Genomic DNA, 21915 nt, shown 5'->3' with positions numbered 1-21915 from the left:
GTCACTCTAGCGAAGTGCCGGCGCCGGTCACGATGAGCCGGACGGCGAGGGGGAATCCCCGGGAAGGAGGCTCAAGCCCAGCGGGAGACTTTCGCCGAACAGCCAGCTTTCCTCGTCGGGACGCAGCGCACTTTCAGGCCGGTGCAGGCGTTCCCGGGACGCCTCCGCTCCCGGTCCCAAACCAGCCAACCACCGGTCGATCCTCTGGAACAGATCTTCAGGAACGTCCCTGGCGCGGTCTCCGGTTTTTCTCGCCAAATGCACCACCGTTTGTGCGACGGGTTCCGTAGGTTCTCCATGGACGTCCAGGATCCTAGACACCCACTCCGTGACCGTCTCCGGGGGCACCACCCGATCGGCAGGCCCGTAAAACGGCCTGCGGGCTCCAAGCCGCGTCAAGACCCAGAGATCCTGCGGCTTCGGTTTTCGGACGAGCACCCGTTCCAGCACGACGCGCCCCAAGGATTCCTTGATTTCTGCGGGCAGCCTTTCAAAGTTGGCCAAGGCCATCCACACTTCCGTCATTTCCTGAGGGAGAAGGCGGACGGCAGGTTTTTTTTTGGTTTTTTTCTTGGCATCGTCGGCAAGGAGGGCCTGGCAGGATCTGCTGGGCGATGTGCCATTGGCGGCCGGCGGAAAGGCCTCCGGCGACGCGCCGCCAAAAGACCCACCATTCCACGCGGCATTGCACCTGGCGCGGGAAGAAAAGTCCTTGGGGAAAGATCTTCCAGATTTCCTGAATGCGCCATTCGTCCACGGGATCACCATAGCCGGGCCGCAGGCAATACCCCAAAAGATTCAGCCAGCGGGCTTCGTGATGCGCGCTTCGGCTTCGACCGTCCCGGTGTTCCAGAAGGACATCGGCCAGGGTCCGGATGAGGCTGGTGGGCCATTTGTGCCGAGGCATTTCCAGGATGTCCGCCAGATCCTTCATGAGCTTTTCCGGCGAGGTCTGGAGGTTCCCAAGGGGTTCTGTCTTGCCAAAGGTGGCGGCGCACCGGTCCTTGGCTTTCTGGACGATGGCCTCCTCGACCGTTTCCGCCGACACCTCGGCCGGCACGGGCCCCTCCTGGGCCTGTCGGCGCACGTCGAAACGCAACCGCCATCGGTGCGGCGTGGTCAGGGACTGGCACCACAGTTCCAACGTGCCCACTTCGGTGAGTTTCATGGCGATCTGCACGGGAAGTTTTTGGGCCGTTGCGCGTTTGCCGAAGCGCAAGGCCGTGCGGATGGGGGGCAGGTCCGTGACTTCGTCCGGCCTGAGGGTCACCAGGTCGCCTTGGGCGTCCCCGAGCCGCGTGTGGGAACTGGAAATGTGAAATTCAGCGGGCTGGTTGGTGAGCACGGCGAAGGTGGGGGCTGAAAGCACGCTTTCAAAGCCTTCTTCCGTCCCGCGGGGGATGAGGCACACCGCCCGAATATCTTCCTCCGATGGGCGCTCGGACGGTTCCGCCGCCACATGGAGGTAATAGGCCCGGGGTGTGCCGGCCCCAACACGCACGCCGGCTCCCCCTGAACGGACCAGCCCGTAGTAGGCCGCCCCGACGGCTACGGCCAGATCGGGTCGGGGATTTTCCAATTCTTCCGGGATCCAGCCGGAACCGGCCCGGTCCTGAAACCACCGACCGAGGACTTCGCGGAGACGTCGTCGGATTTCCGCCGGGCTGAGGGCCCCGCCGTTAAAGAGGATGAAGTCCGGGTAGGGATGTTCCCGCCCCGTTTGTTCCCGCAGCAACGCCTCGTGCTGTCGCCAGAAAGCCGCGAGATGCCGAGTCACGGCCGGATCTTGAACATACGGCAGGCCGAATTCGGTGATACCCGACCGACGCCCTTCCTGGGGATTGTCCTCATAGGGTACGTGCGGGAAAAAGCCTTCGAGAATCCACTGGAAGACTTCTTCCCGCGTGAAGGTGCCTTTCAAGGTGCCGGCGATGAGCTTTCCGCCGGTGCCCATGAGGGTCACATCGAAGCGGTCTCTGGGCCGAGTTTCCGACAGAAGTTCTTCTTTGGCCCGGCGGCACCCGTGGCAGAGTTGGTGCCAGCGCTGGGCGTCCAGTTTGCCCGGGCTCCCAAGCAGGCTCACTTCCATGCGGCGGGCGAGGGTCAGGTCCATGTTGTCGCCGCCGAGCATGAGGTGGTCGCCCACGGCGAGCCGGTCGAAACGCAATCCGGTGCGTCCGGATCGGACGGCGATGGCCGTAAAGTCTGTGGTACCACCGCCGACGTCACAGACCAACACCAACTGACCGGGCCGCACGCGGTGTTCCCAGGTGTCTTCATGGGCGGCCAGCCAAGCGTAGAAGGCGGCCAAGGGTTCTTCGAGAAGGACCACTTTCTTCAACCCGGCGTGGGCGGCCGCTTCCACGGTGAGTTCCCGGGCCACCTCGTCGAAAGAAGCCGGCACCGTCAGGATGACCAACTGCTCTTCCAAGAGGTTTTCTTCGTCGTCCGGCCCCCGAGTCATCACATGGTTCCACGCTTCACGGAGGTGCTGGAGGTAGCGCGCGGAGGCGTCCACAGGGGACACCCGGGGCACATCCTGCGGTGCCCCCCAGGGCAGGATCGGGGCTTTCCGGTCCACGGCGGCATGGCACAGCCACGATTTCGCGGAAGACACCAGCCGTCCGGGGACCAAGGCGCCTTGTTCCCGTGCGAATTCTCCCACGGCGTAGGCCCGGGACGGATCCCACGGCAGCGCCGTGGCTCCTCCCGGCAGATCGTAGGGTCCAGGCAGATAGAGGAACGAAGGTAACAACGGACGACGGGCCGTTTCCCCGGCCGCGACGAGTTGAGGGACGTCGAAAATCTTGACGGCGGCGGACCGCCGACCTTCGGCGGCCGACTCGCGGTCCAGATAGGCCATGGCCGAGTTGGTGGTTCCCAGGTCAATTCCCACCACATAGCGGGACGGGAGATGTGCGGACATCATAGAGATTTGTCGGACTCCCGCAGATTGAACACGAGCTTCCACCGGCGGTTGGGATCATCGCGGTGGACGCACCACAGTTCCAATACCCCGGTTTCCGTAAAGGCGGCTTCCAGCCGAACGGGTACCACAGTGCCGCCGGTTTCCGTTTCCGTCGGGCTGAGGACGGTTTCCATGGCGACGACTTCGGTGATTTCACCCGCCCAGTCTTCCACCACTTCGCCAGGGGGGTCTTCCTTTCGGGTCGTGGAAGCCAACAAAGGAAACACGGCGGATTCCCCCACCACCAGTCCGAATTCCCGTTGTTCCAGTGTCAAGGTGCTGCCTTCTTCCAACCCGAAAGGGATGACACACAAGGCCTTGACCGGCGTCGGGATCCCGGGAACCGCCGGCATGGCCGATTCAATGCCGATGTAATAACTTCGAGAAGCGCCTGCACGAATGCGCAAGCCATGGCCGCGGCGCACGCGCCCGTAGGCCGCCGCTCCTTTGGCCACGGCGAGATCGAGATCTTCCGCGGGCAGTTCCTGAGGTGGTGCCTGCGGGTACCACCGCGCCAGCACGTGGAGCAGGCGGTCTCGCACGGTTCGGGGTTTCATGACCCCGCCGTTGAAAAGCACATGGGTAGGTGCCGCAGGGCCGTGTCCGCGGAGATGCCGGTTTAAAAAGGCCGCCAGATGCCGTGTGACGGCCGGGTCCGTTTCGTACGGCAGCCCCATCTCCCGCACGCCCACCTTCACCGTCTGAACCGGTTCGGTATCCAGAGGGCATTCGGGGAAAAAGCCGTCGAGGAGGGTGTGCTCCAGATCCCGGCGCGTCAATTCCGTACGCACCGTTCCGGCAATGAGGGACGTGCCGCGGCCGAGCACACTCAACGGGACGCTCTCCAGCGCCGGTGTGCTCAACAGTTTCTCCTTGGCCTGACGACATTGATGCCACAAGCCTCGAAACTGCCAGGCGTCCAAACGGGTTCCCGCAGCGGCCAACTTGCCCCGCACGGCATGGGCCAAGGCCAAGTCCATGTTGTCCCCGCCCAGGAGCAAATGATGGCCTACGGCGATCCGCCGAAGCCCCAGCGCTCCGTTTTCTTCGATGACTTCGATGAGGCTGAAATCCGTGGTGCCGCCTCCCACGTCACACACAAGCACGACGTCCCCCACGTGGAGGATATCCCGCCAGGTGTCTTCGTGGGCGGCCAGCCAGGCATAGACGGCCGCCTGGGGTTCTTCGAGGAGGGTCAGGTGTTCTAATCCGGCGGCCCGCGCGGCCTGCACCGTGAGCTCCCGGGCGACCGCATCGAAAGAGGCGGGTACTGTCAGATAGACGTCCTGACGCTCCATGGCGCCGTTTGGGTCGTTTCGGCCGATGGTGTGATTCCAGGCGTCTTTGAGATGCCGAAGGTACAGGGTGGAAGCTTCCACAGGGGAGACTTTCCGCACGTCCGCAGGGCTGTCCCAGGGAAGAATCGGTGCCGTGCGGTCCACCCCAGGGTGACACAGCCAAGATTTCGCCGATGCCACCAATCGATTGGGGATTTCCGCGCCCCGTTCCCGAGCGAACTGTCCCACGACCCACCCGGGATCTTCCGACCAGGGCAGGGCCAGGCTTCCCGGCGGGACATCGTGGGGCCCCGGCAGAAACAAAAAAGACGGGAGCAACGGCCGGGGTTTGACTTCGCCCGGGGCTACCACCTGGGGCACCGGAGCGATCTGAATCGAAGGTGTTCCTTCCGGGGTGGCGTCCCCCCCGGCCCACGCCATGACCGAATGGGTGGTGCCGAGATCGACACCGATGACGTACGGTGAATCCGACAAAACCGGCCTCCTTTTATTCTTCCACGATTTCCACTTCCGCGGGAGCCACGATCCTTTCCTTGCCAATCTGCGCCGTCAACTTGGGCAGGTGCACAGACCGGATGCGCCAGCCCCGATGGCGCAGGACACCGCGAAACGGAGGATCCCCCGAAACGTTCCCCGTCAGGCGGATGGCCGCCGGGTCAAAGCCGGAGGGGACCGTGACCACGGAACCTTCTTCCTGTGTCATCACGGCTTCCAGATGGACACATTCGGCCAAAGCCGCCTTGCAGGATTCGTGGATGGTGCGGACCGCAGCCCCGATTTGCGCGTCTTCATAGCGGCTGAGGTCCTCTTCGAGAAAATCGATAAAGCGCCCCTGCCGCTGAAGCACGGACAGCATCTGCACGGCTCCGACCGTTTTGGGATCCATGTCTCCCGGCAGGACTTCCGCATCGTGCGGCGTGTCTCGAGCGACCGGTGCTTTCGCCGGTGCGGCTTCCGCCCGGGACGCTGAGGCGGCTTCGTGCACGGCGCGTCGGCCGACGGCCTGGACGACAATCCAGAGAAACAGCGTCCCCATGGCCCCCAACCCGAAAATGACCCACGGTGTGTAGTGGCGCAGTTGCTGGATGAGGCCGTCCATGCGCGTCAAGGCCGTGGTCAGTTCAGGGGGTGCCGCGCCGGCCTGAGATCCCAAGAAGGGCTGGATGAAGGCCGAGAGACTCTGCAGCGCATCCCGAGCGATCCAGAAAAAGGCGGTGAGCACCACTCCTTGAAAAAGCAGACAGACGATGAGTGTCTGTAAGGTGAGCTTGGATTTCGGCGACATGGATGTCCTCCTCATCGTTCGTGATCACGGCATGGGACCCGAAAGCGGGACGCTGTACATTACAGAAAGATCCGAACCGACACAAGCCGTGCCGAGGCGGGTCACAAAAACTGCCGAAGGATGAAAAAATAGGCCGTGCTGCACCCTACGAGCACGGCACAGGGGCGGGCCACAAGACGCAAAACCTTCATCAGGGACGTGCCGAAGTATTCGTTGGAAAGGAGCAGGCACAGATGCAGCGGCGACACGAGGACTCCGACGAAGCCGCTCACCAGAGCCAGCATCATGTAGCCTAGGATGGCATGGGCTTCCCCAAAACTTTGGATCAAGGAGATCAAGATGGGGAACGTCGTGCCCACGAAAGCGATGGTGATCCCCACGACCATGCCCACCAGGAACGGAAGGATCACGGTGATGGCCAGCAAAGGAATTTTCAACGCGAGCAGCTCGGCGCTGATGGCTTCCACGGCGTGGGCGCTGTCCAGGATGCCCTTGAAGACGAGGATGGATCCCACCATGTAGAACATGTCCCACAACTGACGGCTTTTGAGGATCCGGAGCCGTTGTGGAGGAGAAAGACGTCCGGTGTGCCACACCCAGAAAATACTCACAGCCAGGGCCACAATGAGGCCCAGTTCCTTGGAAACGGTGACTTTCCGCGGCAGCGTCATGGAAAGCAGGAATCCCAGTCCAAGCCCGCCGAGGATGACCATGGCGATAGGGGTGAGTTCGCGGAGGAACGGCCCTAGCGGGGCGCGGCTTCCTTGGATGTGCGCCTTGCCCCCCGCCTCGGGTTCTTCGGGGTTTGTCGCAAAGGACAAAGGAAGATAGCCGGCCGTCACGGCCACGATGGTCATGGGGAAAAGCGCCGCCACGAAGATCCACAGGTCCAGGCCGGCCAGCGTCGTCGTCAAGAGCACCCCGGGATACAGGGGCCACCAGTATTCCCAAATGTGTCGGAACCAGTAGTTGATGTAGCTCAACTGATCTCCGGTGAAATGAAACGCCCGCCCCAGGGTTTTCACCATGGGGGCGGAAAAAATGGCGCCGCCGGGCATGGGTAACAGGCCGATGAGCGACGGAAAAATGACAAGATTCAGTCGAGGGGTCCGGACCAGCCCTTGAAAATTGGCCAAGAGCCGCTCCATCTGGCCTGCGGCTTCCAGGCTGTGGCTGAGCACCAGGATGAGAGACACGATGACCGCCAAGGATAAAGTCTTGGCGTGGGTAAAGGAGCGGAACACGGAGAGCGCCACATCCCCCGGCCCCATGCCGAAAAAGAACCCCAAGGTCACGGAACCGAAAAAGAAAGCGTTGCCCAAGGACACTCTTTTGCGGATGGCAAAAAGCATTCCCACAAAGACGATGAGCACCCGCACCAGGGCGGGGATGTGATCCGGCATGATTCGACGACCTCCTTGTGCGTGACCTTTCAGCGGTGCTCGATGCAACGCGAATCCGTGAGATGACGACTTTGCACGAAATTTTTCCCTGTGGGATTGCCGTCCTCGTCCGGGCGCCCCCGTGGTCGCCCGGATACCGCGACCTTCATCTGATGATGCGCATTCATCCGGGCAGGCACAGGGGCCTGCCCGACATGAACGGTGAAACAATGTCCCAAAGGCCGGGATCGCACGGATTCCGCTGAAAGAAAATCCCACCGGGCCTTCCGGCGCCGTCAAGCGGCCGTTCGGAAAACGGCACGTGTCGGCGGCTGCGCCACACCTCTGAAATCCATAAAACGGCCGGAAAAACCTCCCCGGGAAAAGAAGATCCCAACGCGTTCATGAAGTCTTCGGTGTCCGAGGGGTTTCATGCCGAGCTTCGATCCTCGACAAACACCTTGCCAGAATGAACCGTTGGAACGATGCGGTATCAGGGCCGAAATCCAGATCCATCCGGAAAAAGACGGCCCTTTCGGCCAGGGGCACCGGCATCCGCACCGCGTCTTTTTCCGTGGTCACGATCCAGCGGGCTCCCGTGGATCGCAGCGTATCCAGAAGCCTGCGAACATCCTCAGCCGTCCAGCGGTGGTGATCCCCATAGGCGAGGGCACGGCGGCAGACGATCCCCGCACGCTGCACCGCAGCGAAAAAACGGCCCGGCCTAGCCGTTCCCGCCACAGCGAGACAAGGCTCGTGGAGGATCTCCGCCCAGCGGCGGTCCGGCCCGATGGTTTTTCCCCCATTTCCGTCCTGCGGCGGCTCCAGGGGCTGCAGGGAGTGAGCACGATACAGCCCGCAGAACACGGGAGACGCCCGAAAAACGGGGATGCCGCCCAGGGCCGCGTTGCCGGAAAGACCGGGCGTTTCCCGGGCGTGGTCGAAATCTCCCACGAGAACAAAGGCGTGTGCCCGGGCGGCGTGTGCCGGCGGTTCCCGAAGCGGCCCGGCGGGAAGCGCCCGCCCGTTCCCCAGAGGCCTGGCGGCGTCCATGACAAGGATGTCCGTGTCTCGATCCAACTGGAGATGCTGAAAGCCGTCGTCCAGAAGCAGCACGTCCAGCGGATCTCGCTCCAGGGCCATCCGTCCGGCCTGCCACCGGTCCGCCCCCACCCACACGGGGGCGTCCGGAAGGTTTCGGGCAAGAAGCACGGGTTCGTCCCCGTAGCGGCGAGAGAGCGCGTGGAAGGATCCGTCCAGCACCACCTTTTCCACCGCCCGCCCCGCACGCCCGTAACCCCGGCTCAAGATGCCGACGGCGATATGATGTTCCCGCAACTTCCGGGCGATCCACAGAACGACGGGGGTTTTCCCCGTGCCGCCCACCGTGATGTTGCCGACGCTGATCACCGGGCAGGGAAGCCTTCGGCGCCGCCGCCGCCGCGCCGCCTGGTCCAGGCGAAGACCCAGCAGATACAGTTTTTCCGCAGGCCACAGGGCGGCTTGGGCGATCCGGCGCCGCGGCTCGTCAAGCGTTCCATACCACAGCCATTCCCAAAAAACCTGTGTCGGCATCCTCATGCGATGCACTTTCCCCGTTGACAATGCGCCCTTCCTTTTACCCAAATGCCGACTCAGGAACAAGCGCGCCGACGGAAAGAGCGGCCTTTGCCCCGAAAAGAAAGGGTTCCGGCCCTCCGGTACGGGAGGACGACCGCATGGGTGCAGAGGCGCCGAGGCACAGGGGATGCGGACCTCAAGAGACGGAAAGGAGAGGACGGTATGGCGCAACTTCCGGCTTTGGAGCGACTGGCGTGGATGGATTCGGAAATCCGGGCAGGGCGGTATCCCAACGCACGAAAGATGGCCGAGAAGTTCGAGATCTCTTCCAAAACCGCCCAACGCGCCATCGACTGGATGCGGGACCGGTTCATGGCCCCATTGGAATATGTGCCCGAAAAAAAGGGTACCGGTACTATGAAGATTTCCGGTTGCCGGTCACCGGTTTGACCGTGACGGAACTCACCCATCTGCTGGCCATCCAAAAACTCTTGGAGGACGCCTCTAGGGGAGTGCTGGGCAAACAACTGGCGGGAATAGCCGGGAAAATCCAACGCTGCTTGGCCGAAAACTTCTTCGGCGGCGTCAATCCCCAACAGGTTTTTTCTCTGCGCTGGACCGCCACGGCGCCGTGCGCCGACGAGACTTTCCAGTGTGTCCTCAGGGCCGTGGTCACGCGTCACCGCTTGTCCTTCGAATACGCCTCACCCTACACGGGCGAGATGATGACCCGCACCGTCGAACCCCATCACCTGGTCAATTACCAAGGGACCTGGCACGTCCTGGCGTGGTGTCTCCTGCGGGAGGATTGGCGGGATTTTGTCCTGCCACGGATGAAACAGTGCCGTGTCCTGGACGACACCTTCCGTGTGAGGGACTCCAAAGAGTGGAAAGATCGGCTGGAGAGAGATTTTGGGATTTTTCGGGGTCCAACCCGGTTCCAGGTCACGGTGCGGTTCCTCCCGCCGTTGGCGCGGTGGGCGAAAGACCAGATCTGGCATCCGGACCAGAGGTTGGAAAACCTACCGACCGGGGAGGTGGAAGTGACCTTTCCCGCCTCCCACGAAACGGAAGTGCTGGGGGAAATCCTGCGCTACGGGTCCTCCGTGGAATTGATCGCCCCTCAATGGCTCCGGGACAAGCTGCGCGACGAACTGCGGCGCATGGTCGAGATTTATACAGACTCCACGGAGCCTCAGGAATCCCCAAGGTCTTGAGATTCGGGGGTTTGGCAGCAGGACCGCGCCGTCGAGGATGTCGCTCCTTGGGGCATCCTCGGCATCCATGAAAAAAAGTGTGCCCTATCCGGATGTAGGACACTCTTTGGGGGAGTGGCGCCTTCAGACTGGGCTCAAAATCGGGATTTTCCGTTGGCCGTCGCAACCTGGGGAGGTGAACTTCGATGAACTCCATGGACTATTCACATTTTTTTAAGAACGTCACCGGTGTGCAGCCCTATCCTTATCAACGCACACTGGGCGAGGAGGCGTGGCCGGAATTGCTCTGCATTCCCACGGGCCTGGGAAAAACCGCCGCTTTGGCCGTGGCGTGGCTGTGGAAGACCTTGAACGCGAATGCCGAAACGCCCAGGCGCTTGGTGTACTGCCTGCCCATGAGAGTCCTGGTGGAGCAGACGGCGTCTTGTGTTCAATGGTGGGTGGAGCGGGCGGCGGAACATTTTGACCGTGCCGGCCGACCGTGCCCGACGGTTCATGTGCTCATGGGTGGGGACGTCCAGGATGATTGGACGCTCAAACCCGAAAATCCTGTGATCCTCGTGGGGACGCAGGACATGCTCCTGTCCCGGGCCCTCATGCGCGGCTATGCCATGAGTCGTTACCTCTGGCCGGTGCATTTCGGCCTTTTGCACAACGACGCCTTTTGGATTTTTGACGAAGTGCAGCTCATGGGTTCCGGGCTTCCCACTGCGGTGCAATTGGAAGCTTTTCGCCGTCACCTGAAAACGTTTCTTCCCTGCCGATCCCTGTGGGCTTCTGCCACTCTTCAGCCGACATGGTTGGAAACCGTGGATTTTAAAGATCCCGAGGCGAATTGTTCCTTGCTCCGGTTGAGCGAAGAGGATACGCGTCAGGATTCCGTTCGAGAGCGGCTCCATGCGAAAAAAAATCTGCGTCGCGCCGCAACCCGCCTAGACAAAGCCTCTCAAAAGAAGTCTTGGGCGGCCTACGCCGAAGCCCTGGCGCAGGAGGTCGTCGGTGCCCACAAGGAGGGAACGACCACACTGGTCATGGTCAACACGGTGGAAAGGGCCCAAAAGATCGCAGAAGCGGTCGAACGCCTTACGGAACGTCGAAATGCACCTGAACGCCCCGAGGTTCTTTTGGTCCACTCGAGATTCCGCTCCGCAGAGCGGCAGCTTCTCCATGAGGCTGTGCAAAGGGATCTCCAGGCTCCGGGCCGCATTGTGGTGGCAACCCAGGCCTTGGAAGCCGGGGTGGACATAACCAGCCGAATCCTCTTTACCGAACTTGCCCCGTGGGCTTCCCTGGTCCAGCGGTTCGGCAGGTGCAACCGGGGCGGCGAATTTGAGAACGCCGATGTGTATTGGATCGACATGGATTTGGAAGAGCCACATCTTGTCGTGCCCTATGAAGCGAAAGATTTGCACAACGCCAGGGAAAAACTCGAAAGATTGTCCGATGTGTCCCCGGCCGGACTTCCCCCCGTGGACGATCCCGGCGTCATCCGAGCCGTCATCCGAAAAAAGGATCTGATGGATCTTTTCAACACCGATCCCGATCTCTCGGGATTCGACGTGGATGTGTCCCTTTATATCCGTGATGCCGAGGATGCCGACATCCAGATTTTTTGGCGGGATGTGTCCTCCGGGTGGGAAACACAGCCTCTCCCGCGCCCTGAAGAGCTTTGCCGGGCATCTTTGGCGCAGGCTCAAGAGCTTCTCCGCCGGTGGCGTAAAGCACAAAACCGCAATGCCCACGACTTTGGGCCTTTCATTTGGGACAGCTTGGATGGGAAATGGAGAAGATTTCCAGGGCGCCTTCGTCCGGGCATGGTCCTCATGGTCGGGGCCGAAGCGGGGGGATACTCACCAAAAATGGGACTGTGGCCGGAAGCGCAGGAGGCGGTCCCATGTCTTCCTCCCTCGGCAGAGGAATCTTACGAGGAAATCTATGAATCCGACCCGAGAAGCCGTTCGACGGTCCCCGTCCGTTTAGATATACATCTGGAAGACGTTTCCCGGGCTGCCCGGGATCTGTGCCGGGCGATCGGTTGGAATGCTCCGGAAGCGGAAGCCGTGGAACGAAGCGCAGCCTGGCACGATATGGGAAAAGCCCACCCGGTGTTCCAAGCTTCGATGCATGGGTGTTCCGTCGAAGAGGCCAAGGGCCGCGTGCCGCTTTTGGCCAAATCGGAGAAGGTCCGGCGACATGCCCGCAGGCACTTCCGCCATGAATTGGCATCCGCCTTGGCTTTCTTAGACGAGGCCGACGGCACTTCCCAAGACAACAATCTCATCGCCTACCTTATCGCGGCCCACCATGGGAAGGTTCGGATGTCCCTTCGGGCGATGCCCGATGAAGAAGAACCCCGGATGGGATATGGCCCCCGGTTTGCCCGCGGCGTGTGGGAAGGCGAAGAACTGCCACCGGTGCGCCTCCCCGGAGGGGCATGCTATCCCGGGGGAGAGATCCGCCTTGAAATCATGGAATTGGGTGAGGGTGCCATGGGTCCGTCGTGGACATGGCGTGCGGAAGAGCTCTTGAAAACCTACGGTCCGTTTTGTCTGGCGTGGATGGAAGCCCTTGTGCGGATCGCCGACTGGCGGGCTTCGGCAGAAGAAGAGAAGGAGAGGGCATGAAAAGCACAGTGCGGCTCATGGGTTGTCGGCCCGTTCCTTTGGCCGGTTATCTCAAAGGGTTGGGCGTTCTCAGGTTGGTGGCGGATTGCAAAGATCCGGAAGCCGCCGGCCGATGGCGGAACGAACACTTTGAACTTCGCACCCGCCTTTCGGAATCCGAGCTTACGTCCTTCTTTCTTCAAGAGTATTCACCCACGCCGATTCTTGCCCCGTGGAACAAAGGGAGCGGATTTTATCCAAAGGACAATCAAACCGGCATTCAAGCACTCCGGGCGTCCAAGGCCGCTCGCTTCGCCCCCTATCGGGACGCCCTCGAGACGGCGTTTCGACTCAAAAAGGAATTGGAAGCCCATTGCGGCCAGTCTGAGCCCACTGAAAACACCAAGGTTGTGTGGCTCCAGCATTTCCGCTCTCAGTTTCCCGAAAACGCCTTGCCATGGTTTGACGCGGCCGTTCTCCTGACGTCGGCGAAACCTCAGTTTCCCCCGCTTCTCGGCACGGGAGGCAATGACGGTCGTTTGGATTTCACCAACAATTTCATGCAGGTGCTCGTCAAAGAGCTCTTCGACCCCGACACCGGAAACCCTCGACAACCGGAAACCGGGCGTTGGTTGCGTGCGGCGCTTTTTGGAGAGGCCGTCCCGGGGTTGGTGAACCGGCCCATCGGACAGTTCTCTCCCGGCCATGCCGGCGGTCCGAACGCGGGTCTGGGGTTCGAAGGAGAACCTGTCACCAACCCGTGGGATTTTGCCTTGATGCTTGAAGGCGCCGTGCTTTTTGCCGGAGCGGCAACGCGCCGGCTGGAATCTCTGGAAACGGAAGCCTTGAGTTACCCGTTTACGGTGAAGACCACCCCCGTGGGGTGCGGCACGGGTCACATGGGGGACGAGGCGACGGCGCGGGCGGAGACCTGGGTCCCTTTGTGGGAGCGTTTCCTGACCCTGGCCGAGGTCCACCAATTGCTGAAAGAAGGCCGGGTCACCTTGGGCCGCCGCCCCGTTCGGGATGGACTGGATTTCGTCAGAGCCGTCTGCAGTTACGGGGTGGATCGGGGAATTTCGGCGTTCCAACGCTTCGCGTTCCTCCAGCGCGCCGGTCGGGCTTATCTGGCGACGCCCATGGGAAGGGTTCGGGTGCAGCGAGTACCCCAGGCGGATCTCCTCCATGAGCTGGAGGCCAACCGGTGGCTGGCCCAGGCCCGCTCCTTGGCCCGGGGGGATAATGCCCCGGGACAGTTCCTTCAATGGATGCGGCGCCTGGAAGAGGCCGTGTTCCAATTGGCCCAAGCGCCGGGGCGAAAGCCCGTGCAGGATATCCTCATGTGCCTTGGCCGGATTCAGTGGCTCCTTTCAAAAAGTTCCAAGTGCCGGGAGGCTCTCGGTCCCCTGCCTCTTCTCAGTGAATCCTGGGTGCGGGAGGCGGACGACAGGACCTGCGAATTCCGACTGGCCTGTGCCCTGGCCGGTCTTTCCGGGGCGAGGCGGTTTCTCTTCGGCGTGGAGGACACACACGACGGCAGGAACTCTTTCTGGGTGGATCAACCCCGATGGACAACCGCAGATGTGGTATCCAATCTCGTCGCCATGACCGAACGGCGATTACTTGCCTCGGCCAAGGACTCCGCCCCGAAACGGGACGCGTCCGAACTTTTTGAAAGCCCGGCGCCCGCCGATCTCTCATCGGTCATGGCCTTCTTGGAAGGGCGCACCGACGATGCCAGATTGTCGCTTCTCGTGGCCGCTTTGGCCACGACGCGCCTTCCCACAGACCTGCCCTCACGGGAAAAAGTGGATGTTCCGGTCCCCGCGGTGTACACGATCCTGAAGCCCTTTTTCACCCCCGCATGGATCCTGCGCGGACTCGGTCTGCTCCCTCCGGACGGAGCGCTGCCTTTTCCCAGAGAACTTTTGCGCAGGCTTCATTCCCATGATCGCCCCACATTCGCCGCGGCCGTCAAGGAAGCCTGGCAACGTTTGCGCCTGGCGGGCTTCCCGCTCCCCGCTCATCCCAACACGCCGCCGGAAACCGTTCCCTTTTGGGGCCCTCGCCTGTATGCCGCCTTGGTCGTGCCTGTGCATTTTTCCGACCTTCGAGGCCTTTATGCCCCCAGGATGCGACCCCGGGTCGCCTCGTCATGAACCCATAATAGAAGGAGGACTCACCATGTCGCTGGATTTCTCCCCACTGAAAAAAACCCCCCGTTTCCTCATGGAAGCCGAGCTCCAGCCGATGCAGGGGACGCGCTTTCAACCCACGGGCTTTCCGGACCTCGGCGCCGCCCTCTACTATGCACCGGACGGCACGCGCATGCTCTTGGTGGAATCGGCCCAGAGCATGGCCAACCGGCTGGAAACCGTCTGCTGGGACTTGAGCGCCGATGACTGGGTGGAGCCGCTCAAAGGACTGCCGGTGGTCAAGGTGGTCTTGCCGGACCACAGCCCGCTGACCAATTCCGTTCTCGAAGCCCACCGGCTGAATTCCCCGTACATCCTGGAAGGGCAGGACAAGACGGTCTTCGACATGCTCAAAAAAGAACTGGCCGGCATGGAAGAGCGACCGGTGGACCTGTGCAAACTGGCCCGCGTCGTCTTTCGCTACGACACCAATGCCCTGATTCACGGGGTTTTTCTTGCTAAAAAAGAACTGGCGGGCGGACGGCTGCGGCTGCCGCGGATGCTCTCCGCCTTTATCGAAGCGACGGATGTGAGTGTCGCTCAGAGCGGCGGGGTGAAAAACGATCATGTGAACCCTTCGGGGGACACGGCCAAAGGGTTTGGCAACGTCCCCTTTTCCCGTGATGAATACACGGCGGCCAAGATCACGGCCTATTTCAACGCGGATCTGAGCCAACTCAAGGGGTATGGCTTGGGTGACGAAGCCGAAGATTTGATCCTCGCGCTGATCTTTTTCAAGATTCAAAAATTTTTGAAGGAGGGTCTGCGATTGCGCACGGCCTGTGATCTCAAATGCACGCGGGTCACCGTCAAGAGCCCGGAGGCGTATGCGCTCCCTGCACTGGAGAATCTCGAAAAGCATCTCCCGGAACTCATCCAGGCCGCGGCCCAAAAGGGCCTCTTTGCCGACCCGAGGGTCACCACAGTGCAATGGAGGAAATAGCCATGTTGGCGATCGGTTTTCGGTTCCCGGCGGGCCGCTTCCATGCCACCCCGTGGGGGCGCCATGTGAACGAAGCCGAGGTGGAATGGCCCCCGTCGCCATGGCGCATCGTGCGGGCGCTCGTGGCGGTCTGGCATCGCCTGTCGCAAGAGAGTCGAGGTGAGATCCAACGGCTCGAGGATCTTCTGGCTCACCTTGCCCATTCCCCCCCTTTTTATGCCATCCCCCCGGCCATCCACAGTCATGTGCGCCATTACATGCCTATGCGGGAGGGGACCGAGGAAAAAAAGAGACTCGTTTTCGACGGATTTCTGCGGATTGATCCGTGGGCCGAACTCGTGGTCGCCTGGCCCCATGTGGAGCTCCAGTCCGAGGAGAAGGACCTGTTGGACCGACTCCTTTCCGGGCTCGGGTACCTGGGTCGGGCGGAAAGCTGGGTGGTGGCGCGACGCGTCGAGTCCACCGTCGAAGGGAACACGTTTCCCACCGACGAAGCGCGGACAGACGAATCTCTCGCCCGGCAAAGCGCACCGGAAGGGGAAACCCTTACCCCTGACGCCGAACCTGACCGGACGGATGAACGACAAGAAGGCGGTCCCCTCCGGGTGGAGGAACCGCATGGGGCTGTATCCGCCGAGGCGCCGCAGGGGGGTGATTTTCCGGAAAGGGCCCATGAACTCGTCCCGCTCCTGTGCCCGCTTTCCCCGCGGAACTATGCGGCCTTTGTTGAAAAGGAGCGGGGCGCCTCTTCGGTAAAAGGCTCGGCAAAGACGAGGGGCAAGGCAAAGACGGCAAAGGACGTCCTTCCCTCCACATGGCTCGAAGCCGTGAGCGTGGAGACGGCGACGCTGCGGTCCTCGGGATGGAGCCTGCCGCCGGGGGCCACGGTCGTCTGGTATCGGCGGCCCAAGGATGCGGTGAAAACCGTGGCACCTCCCGTGCCGGTAACGTCCATCGGCGGGGACGTTGGTCCCACCGTGGTCCGCTACGCCGTCTACGGGAAACCGCTTCCCCGCATCGAAGAGGCTCTCAAGGTGACGGAAGCCCTGAGAAAGGCCCTCATGGCGAGGCTTGAACGCCGGCTGGAAAGGATCCCGAACGTCCTCTCAGGCCATGACATGAACGGATCGAGCAACCACCGGCATGCGTTTTACTTGCCCGAACCCGACGGCGCCGGGCGCATTGCGCACCTCATGGTTTACGCTCCCGCAGGTCTTGAACCGGAGGCGGTGTCTGCCATTGGCGAGTTGCGAAGACTCTACCTGACGGGCGGCCAAGAATGGGAATTGTGGCTGGAAGGTGCAGGCGCGCCTTCGGCGTTTTCCCCGGCCTGTCCCGTCTTCCGTTCTTCCACCCGCTGGGTTTCTCTCACCCCGTACATGCACCCCTGGCATGTCAAGAAAGGATTTGGACCCTGGGACCAAATCCGCAAGGAATGCCGGCTTCGGGGGCTGCCGCTTCCGTCTCAGGCCACCCGTTTGGAAGAAATCGCTGTGTCCTCCCGCCCGTTAAGACCGTCCCAGTTCCATCGGTTTCGAGCCAAGCGGGGCTTGGTCCAGCCCGACCGGCGAGGCTCTTTCTGGATGCTGGAATTTCCCGATCCCGTTGCCGGCCCGCTGGTCCTAGGTTTTGCCTGCCATTTCGGCATGGGTTTGTTTGTCCCCGCGGAAGCCTGATGCGGTGCGGTGCCGAGGAGGGGACAAAATGGACGAACTTCAGGGAGAAATTCCTTTGGTTCCTGCGAGGATCCTCAATGAGTACGTTTACTGCCCGAGGCTGGCTTACCTCATGTGGGTGCAAGGGGAGTTCGCGCCCAACGTGTATACCGTGGAGGGATCCATCCGGCACCGCACCGTGGATGCGGGGGGAGGGTCCCTCCCGGAACAGCCTGCGGAAGACGAGGTGATCCACGCTCATTCCGTCATGCTGTCCTCGGCGGGACTGGGCCTGATCGCAAAGATCGACCTGGTGGAAGGCGTCGGTTCGGCGGTTATCCCCGTGGATTACAAGCGGGGCAAGCGCCCTCATACGGCGGGCGGAGTGTACGAGCCCGAGCGGGTCCAGCTGTGCGCTCAGGGTTTGTTGCTTCGAGAGCATGGGTATTCGTGCGAGGAGGGGATGATTTACTATGTGGGCTCCCGGGAACGCGTGCGGGTGAGGTTCGATGAGGCCCTTATGGAAAAGGTGACCAGGACGGTGCAAGAGATCCGCGCTCTTGTGGCTTCCGCTCAGATTCCTCCCCCCTTGGAGGACAGCCCCAAGTGTCCCCATTGCTCCCTCATCGGGATCTGTCTTCCCGATGAAGTCCGTTTTCTCTGTCACCTGGGACAGAAGCCCCGCCCCATCTTCCCCGGCGCCGAGGACGCCCTTCCCCTGATTGTGCAATCTCCCAGGGCTTACATACGCAAGGAGGGCGAGCTGTTCATCGTTGAGGAAAAGGGCAGGGAGCTGGCACGGGCGAGGCTTTCTGAAGTGTCTCAAATCGTGCTTTTTGGTGCGGCCTCCATGAGTGCCCCGGCACTTCAGGAATGTTTCCGCAGAGAAATCCCTGTCACCTGGATGACCTATGGAGGCTGGTTTTTGAGGCACACGGTGGGCGCCGGGCACCGAAACGTTGAAACGAAAACGTGGCAGTACCGTCGCAGCTTCGATCCTGCGGTTTGTCTGCATTTGGCCAAGCGCTGGGTTGTCGCCAAGTTGGCCAACGCGCGGACTTTGCTCCGCAGAAACTGGCGTTGCGGATCGGGAGAGGAGGAGGCGAAAATCCCCGCCGAGCTCCACCAGTCCTTGACGCGGTTGATGCGGCAGGCCATGAAAGCGCCTTCAATGGAGGTGCTCCTGGGCATCGAAGGCGCGGGGGCGAATCTGTATTTTCAGCATTTTTCTCGGATGCTCAAAAGGGACCATGGCGTCTCACAGGGTTTCGATTTCAAGACGAGAAACCGCAGACCCCCGAAGGATCCGGTCAATGCGCTTCTGTCCTTTGCCTATGCGATGTTGACCCGGGAGTGGACCGTGGTTCTTTCGGCGGTGGGGCTGGACCCGTACCGCGGTTTTTATCACCAGCCACGTTTCGGCCGCCCCTCCTTGTCTCTGGACATGATGGAGCCCTTTCGCCCTCTGGTGGCGGACTCCGTGGTTGTCACCGCCATCAACAACGGCGAAGTGCGCGACACGGATTTTTTGACGGCCGCGGGATCCTGCACGTTGAAGGATTCCGGGCGCAAGAGGTTTGTTGCAGTTTTTGAGCGTCGCCTGCAGCAGCAGGTCACCCACCCGATTTTCGGCTATCGGGTGACCTATCGGCAGTTGTTCGAAGTGCAGGCGCGGCTTTTCATCCGGTATCTTGCGGGGGAGATTCCGAGTTACCCGAATTTCGTGACGCGTTGAGGGGCGGCCATGGAACACCTCTTCATTGTGACCTACGATGTGCGGGATCCGCGAAGGTGGAAGCGTCTTTTTGATGTCATGAAGGGTTATGGGGAATGGTTGCAGCTTTCGGTGTTTCAATGTCGGCTGGATGCCATGAGGCGGTTGCGGTTGGAGGAGGCTGTGTCTCGGGTGGTGAAGACAGGGGAGGACCATGTGTTGATCCTGGATCTTGGGCCGGCGGATCGTGTCAGCCTGAAGGTGCAGAGCATTGGGAAGCGTTTTGAGCCGGTTCGGAGGGAACCTTGGATTGTGTGACGGGCGCCGCATGGCGGCGAGCGGTTGGGATCAGGGCATTGCACCGGGACCGCTCGCGTTGGAAAAATCCAGGCGAAGCAAAGAGATGGACACTAGCAGAGAAAAACCCATGGCCAAATTTCCTGAAAAAGTGCACAAAGGAAGGAAGCTCTCGCATTAGGTCCGGCAAACCCAACAGCACAGCCCGTTGGGAAGGGCGGAGTTTTCCGGGGTATTTATGCCCCGGCCCCATTGAAGCCTCGTAAGTGGGGGGGCATCCGAGATCCCAGGGGTGTTTTCCGGGGTATTTATGCCCCGGCCCCATTGAAGCAACGTATTCATCAATAGACTTCATCAATTCATGAAAGTTTTCCGGGGTATTTATGCCCCGGCCCCATTGAAGCGGTTCCGGGAAAATCACATGCCGCGAATAGAGGAAAGTTTTCCGGGGTATTTATGCCCCGGCCCCATTGAAGCCTTCCGCCAACCCCAAACCTGGAGCTTTCGAGAAGGGGGTTTTCCGGGGTATTTATGCCCCGGCCCCATTGAAGCAAGTCAGGGTGCTAACCACGGCGGTTAACAACATCAGTTTTCCGGGGTATTTATGCCCCGGCCCCATTGAAGCTGGACTCCTCCTCCCCTCCTTGCCTGTTCTTGTCCCCGGTTTTCCGGGGTATTTATGCCCCGGCCCCATTGAAGCTCAGTGTTCTGTGGACTTCATCTGCGGCGATGCTGAGTTTTCCGGGGTATTTATGCCCCGGCCCCATTGAAGCTAGGGATTTAGCCAATGTCGCCAGAAGTCGTGACAGTTTTCCGGGGTATTTATGCCCCGGCCCCATTGAAGCATCTGCAAATCGGAGACAAGCGCCATGTCTTCTATTGTTTTCCGGGGTATTTATGCCCCGGCCCCATTGAAGCCATGACGCGGGAAGGGTCGGTGGTTACTGTGACTAGTGTTTTCCGGGGTATTTATGCCCCGGCCCCATTGAAGCACTGTCCTAAAGGCCAAAGCCAAGGAGCTTAAAGCAGAGTTTTCCGGGGTATTTATGCCCCGGCCCCATTGAAGCACAATCAGGAATAAGGACTTATTTTGTTTTTAATTGTTTTCCGGGGTATTTATGCCCCGGCCCCATTGAAGCACTACTTTACCCCTCTTTTACACCCCCTATATATTAGTTTTCCGGGGTATTTATGCCCCGGCCCCATTGAAGCTCCCGGATCGGCCTTGCCTGCCGGCCAGATAATACTTGTTTTCCGGGGTATTTATGCCCCGGCCCCATTGAAGCAGGAGCCTTAATCGACGCAACACATAGAGTGTTTGTGGTTTTCCGGGGTATTTATGCCCCGGCCCCATTGAAGCGATAATCTCCCTTGTCTGGTCAGAATCTTTCCTCCGGTTTTCCGGGGTATTTATGCCCCGGCCCCATTGAAGCTATGCTCCATGAGCCAATACTTACCATCGACTTCCACAAGTTTTCCGGGGTATTTATGCCCCGGCCCCATTGAAGCCATTTATTCCTCCAGCTGCGTTGACAGCGGCTAGCAGAGTTTTCCGGGGTATTTATGCCCCGGCCCCATTGAAGCTGAGCATGGATCCGGTGCTGGAGGATCCTCAGGTCTAGTTTTCCGGGGTATTTATGCCCCGGCCCCATTGAAGCCGCAGAGCCTCGGCCTCAGGGAATGGTGGAATGCAAGTTTTCCGGGGTATTTATGCCCCGGCCCCATTGAAGCCTTTACCGTAATCCCCTCAGACATTCCGGGGATGGCGTTTTCCGGGGTATTTATGCCCCGGCCCCATTGAAGCTGCAACAGCGTTATACGGGGCGTACGTGAGGTGGGCTGTTTTCCGGGGTATTTATGCCCCGGCCCCATTGAAGCTGTTATTGATTGGGCATTGATAGCCGAATCCCGGCCCAGTTTTCCGGGGTATTTATGCCCCGGCCCCATTGAAGCAGCGCCCAACGCAACAAACGCCTGCACAAACCGCCGCTGGTTTTCCGGGGTATTTATGCCCCGGCCCCATTGAAGCGGACACTGTCCCCGATGCGCCTCATTGGAAATCACTAGTTTTCCGGGGTATTTATGCCCCGGCCCCATTGAAGCCACGTCCAGTCATCTATTGCGATGAGAATCTCCCGTTGTTTTCCGGGGTATTTATGCCCCGGCCCCATTGAAGCCTCGACGGAAGCGCCGGCGGCAATGTCGAGCTCACCACGTTTTCCGGGGTATTTATGCCCCGGCCCCATTGAAGCTCGCCATGCGCCGACGTAATCCGCTCCCCGTGCGAGGTTTTCCGGGGTATTTATGCCCCGGCCCCATTGAAGCGCCTACGAGGCCGAGACGCCCATCAGCGCCGTGGGCAAGTTTTCCGGGGTATTTATGCCCCGGCCCCATTGAAGCCATTTTGGGGGAAGTGGCCCATGAGGGGAGAATGCCCGTTTTCCGGGGTATTTATGCCCCGGCCCCATTGAAGCCGAGATCGTTTGTTTGTTGATTTTGCTGTTGAGGAGGTTTTCCGGGGTATTTATGCCCCGGCCCCATTGAAGCAAATTTTGGATCCAAAATGGCCTCTGAAAGCATTTTACGTTTTCCGGGGTATTTATGCCCCGGCCCCATTGAAGCTTTGCAGATAAAATGAGAAAAGTATGTGGGGTGTTATCGTTTTCCGGGGTATTTATGCCCCGGCCCCATTGAAGCATGCCGTAAAGGACGAGGCGGAGGCCACACGCGGCGCGGTTTTCCGGGGTATTTATGCCCCGGCCCCATTGAAGCTTGACAGCCGACCGCTTCACCAGTAG

General features: G+C 60.7%; 14 protein-coding genes and 1 CRISPR repeat array (1 of these 15 only partly in view). Of the genes, 8 read left to right on the top strand and 6 right to left on the bottom strand.

Features of this window, described 5'->3' with window-relative positions; genetic code table 11:
• Positions 1-27: 27 nt before the first annotated feature.
• From ACZ5K9_RS16120 to lpxK, 6 genes are all read right to left on the bottom strand, one after another.
• Positions 28-525: a hypothetical protein gene (locus tag ACZ5K9_RS16120; RefSeq protein WP_464272335.1), complete on the bottom strand. Its 498-nt coding sequence runs from the start codon at positions 523-525 to the stop codon at positions 28-30.
• Positions 491-2929 carry an Hsp70 family protein gene (locus tag ACZ5K9_RS16115; RefSeq protein WP_464272334.1) on the bottom strand — a complete coding sequence of 813 codons (2439 nt, stop codon included), beginning with the start codon at positions 2927-2929 and terminating at the stop codon, positions 491-493. The genes ACZ5K9_RS16120 and ACZ5K9_RS16115 overlap by 35 nt, the downstream gene beginning before the upstream one ends.
• Positions 2926-4740, bottom strand: coding sequence for an Hsp70 family protein (locus tag ACZ5K9_RS16110; protein WP_464272333.1), 1815 nt, complete (start codon positions 4738-4740; stop codon positions 2926-2928). Before ACZ5K9_RS16110 ends, ACZ5K9_RS16115 begins: the two co-directional genes overlap by 4 nt.
• A 13-nt stretch (positions 4741-4753) precedes the next feature.
• Positions 4754-5551, bottom strand: coding sequence for a DUF2760 domain-containing protein (locus ACZ5K9_RS16105; RefSeq protein ID WP_464272332.1), 798 nt, complete (start codon positions 5549-5551; stop codon positions 4754-4756).
• 101 nt (positions 5552-5652) lie between these two features.
• The gene (locus tag ACZ5K9_RS16100) at positions 5653-6954 is read right to left on the bottom strand and encodes a DUF401 family protein (RefSeq protein ID WP_464272331.1); all 1302 of its coding nucleotides are present in this window, start codon (positions 6952-6954) and stop codon (positions 5653-5655) included.
• A 381-nt stretch (positions 6955-7335) separates the two neighbouring features.
• Positions 7336-8514 (bottom strand): tetraacyldisaccharide 4'-kinase, encoded by a 1179-nt coding sequence (gene lpxK, locus ACZ5K9_RS16095; protein WP_464272330.1) that lies wholly within the window; start codon positions 8512-8514, stop codon positions 7336-7338.
• 201 nt (positions 8515-8715) lie between these two features.
• Between lpxK and ACZ5K9_RS16090 the strand changes: the two genes are divergently transcribed.
• The 8 genes from ACZ5K9_RS16090 to cas2 all read left to right on the top strand — a co-directional run bounded on the left by ACZ5K9_RS16090 (position 8716) and on the right by cas2 (position 19138).
• The gene (locus ACZ5K9_RS16090; RefSeq protein ID WP_464272329.1) at positions 8716-8943 is read left to right on the top strand and encodes a hypothetical protein; all 228 of its coding nucleotides are present in this window, start codon (positions 8716-8718) and stop codon (positions 8941-8943) included.
• Positions 8925-9710: a helix-turn-helix transcriptional regulator gene (locus tag ACZ5K9_RS16085; RefSeq protein WP_464272328.1), complete on the top strand. Its 786-nt coding sequence runs from the start codon at positions 8925-8927 to the stop codon at positions 9708-9710. The genes ACZ5K9_RS16090 and ACZ5K9_RS16085 overlap by 19 nt, the downstream gene beginning before the upstream one ends.
• Positions 9711-9895: 185 nt before the next feature.
• On the top strand, positions 9896-12334 hold the full coding sequence (cas3g, locus tag ACZ5K9_RS16080) for a type I-G CRISPR-associated helicase/endonuclease Cas3g (protein ID WP_464272327.1): 2439 nt from the start codon (positions 9896-9898) through the stop codon (positions 12332-12334).
• Positions 12331-14472 carry a type I-G CRISPR-associated protein Cas8g1/Csx17 gene (gene cas8g1 / locus ACZ5K9_RS16075; RefSeq protein ID WP_464272326.1) on the top strand — a complete coding sequence of 714 codons (2142 nt, stop codon included), beginning with the start codon at positions 12331-12333 and terminating at the stop codon, positions 14470-14472. Before cas3g ends, cas8g1 begins: the two co-directional genes overlap by 4 nt.
• 25 nt (positions 14473-14497) lie before the next feature.
• Positions 14498-15451, top strand: coding sequence for a type I-G CRISPR-associated RAMP protein Csb1/Cas7g (cas7g, locus tag ACZ5K9_RS16070; RefSeq protein WP_464272325.1), 954 nt, complete (start codon positions 14498-14500; stop codon positions 15449-15451).
• A 2-nt stretch (positions 15452-15453) separates the two neighbouring features.
• Positions 15454-17127 carry a type I-G CRISPR-associated protein Csb2 gene (gene csb2 / locus ACZ5K9_RS16065; RefSeq protein WP_464272324.1) on the top strand — a complete coding sequence of 558 codons (1674 nt, stop codon included), beginning with the start codon at positions 15454-15456 and terminating at the stop codon, positions 17125-17127.
• Positions 17128-17155: 28 nt separating this feature from the next.
• Positions 17156-18841 (top strand): CRISPR-associated endonuclease Cas4g/Cas1g, encoded by a 1686-nt coding sequence (gene cas4g/cas1g / locus ACZ5K9_RS16060; protein WP_464272323.1) that lies wholly within the window; start codon positions 17156-17158, stop codon positions 18839-18841.
• Between the two features lie 9 nt (positions 18842-18850).
• Positions 18851-19138 carry a CRISPR-associated endonuclease Cas2 gene (gene cas2 / locus ACZ5K9_RS16055; RefSeq protein ID WP_464272322.1) on the top strand — a complete coding sequence of 96 codons (288 nt, stop codon included), beginning with the start codon at positions 18851-18853 and terminating at the stop codon, positions 19136-19138.
• A 201-nt stretch (positions 19139-19339) separates the two neighbouring features.
• A CRISPR array of direct repeats spans positions 19340-21915; the repeat unit is 37 nt; unit sequence GTTTTCCGGGGTATTTATGCCCCGGCCCCATTGAAGC; it runs 1231 nt beyond the window's last position.

This window comes from Desulfosoma profundi, assembly GCF_055387865.1.
This window is presented reverse-complemented; position numbering and strand designations above follow the sequence as displayed.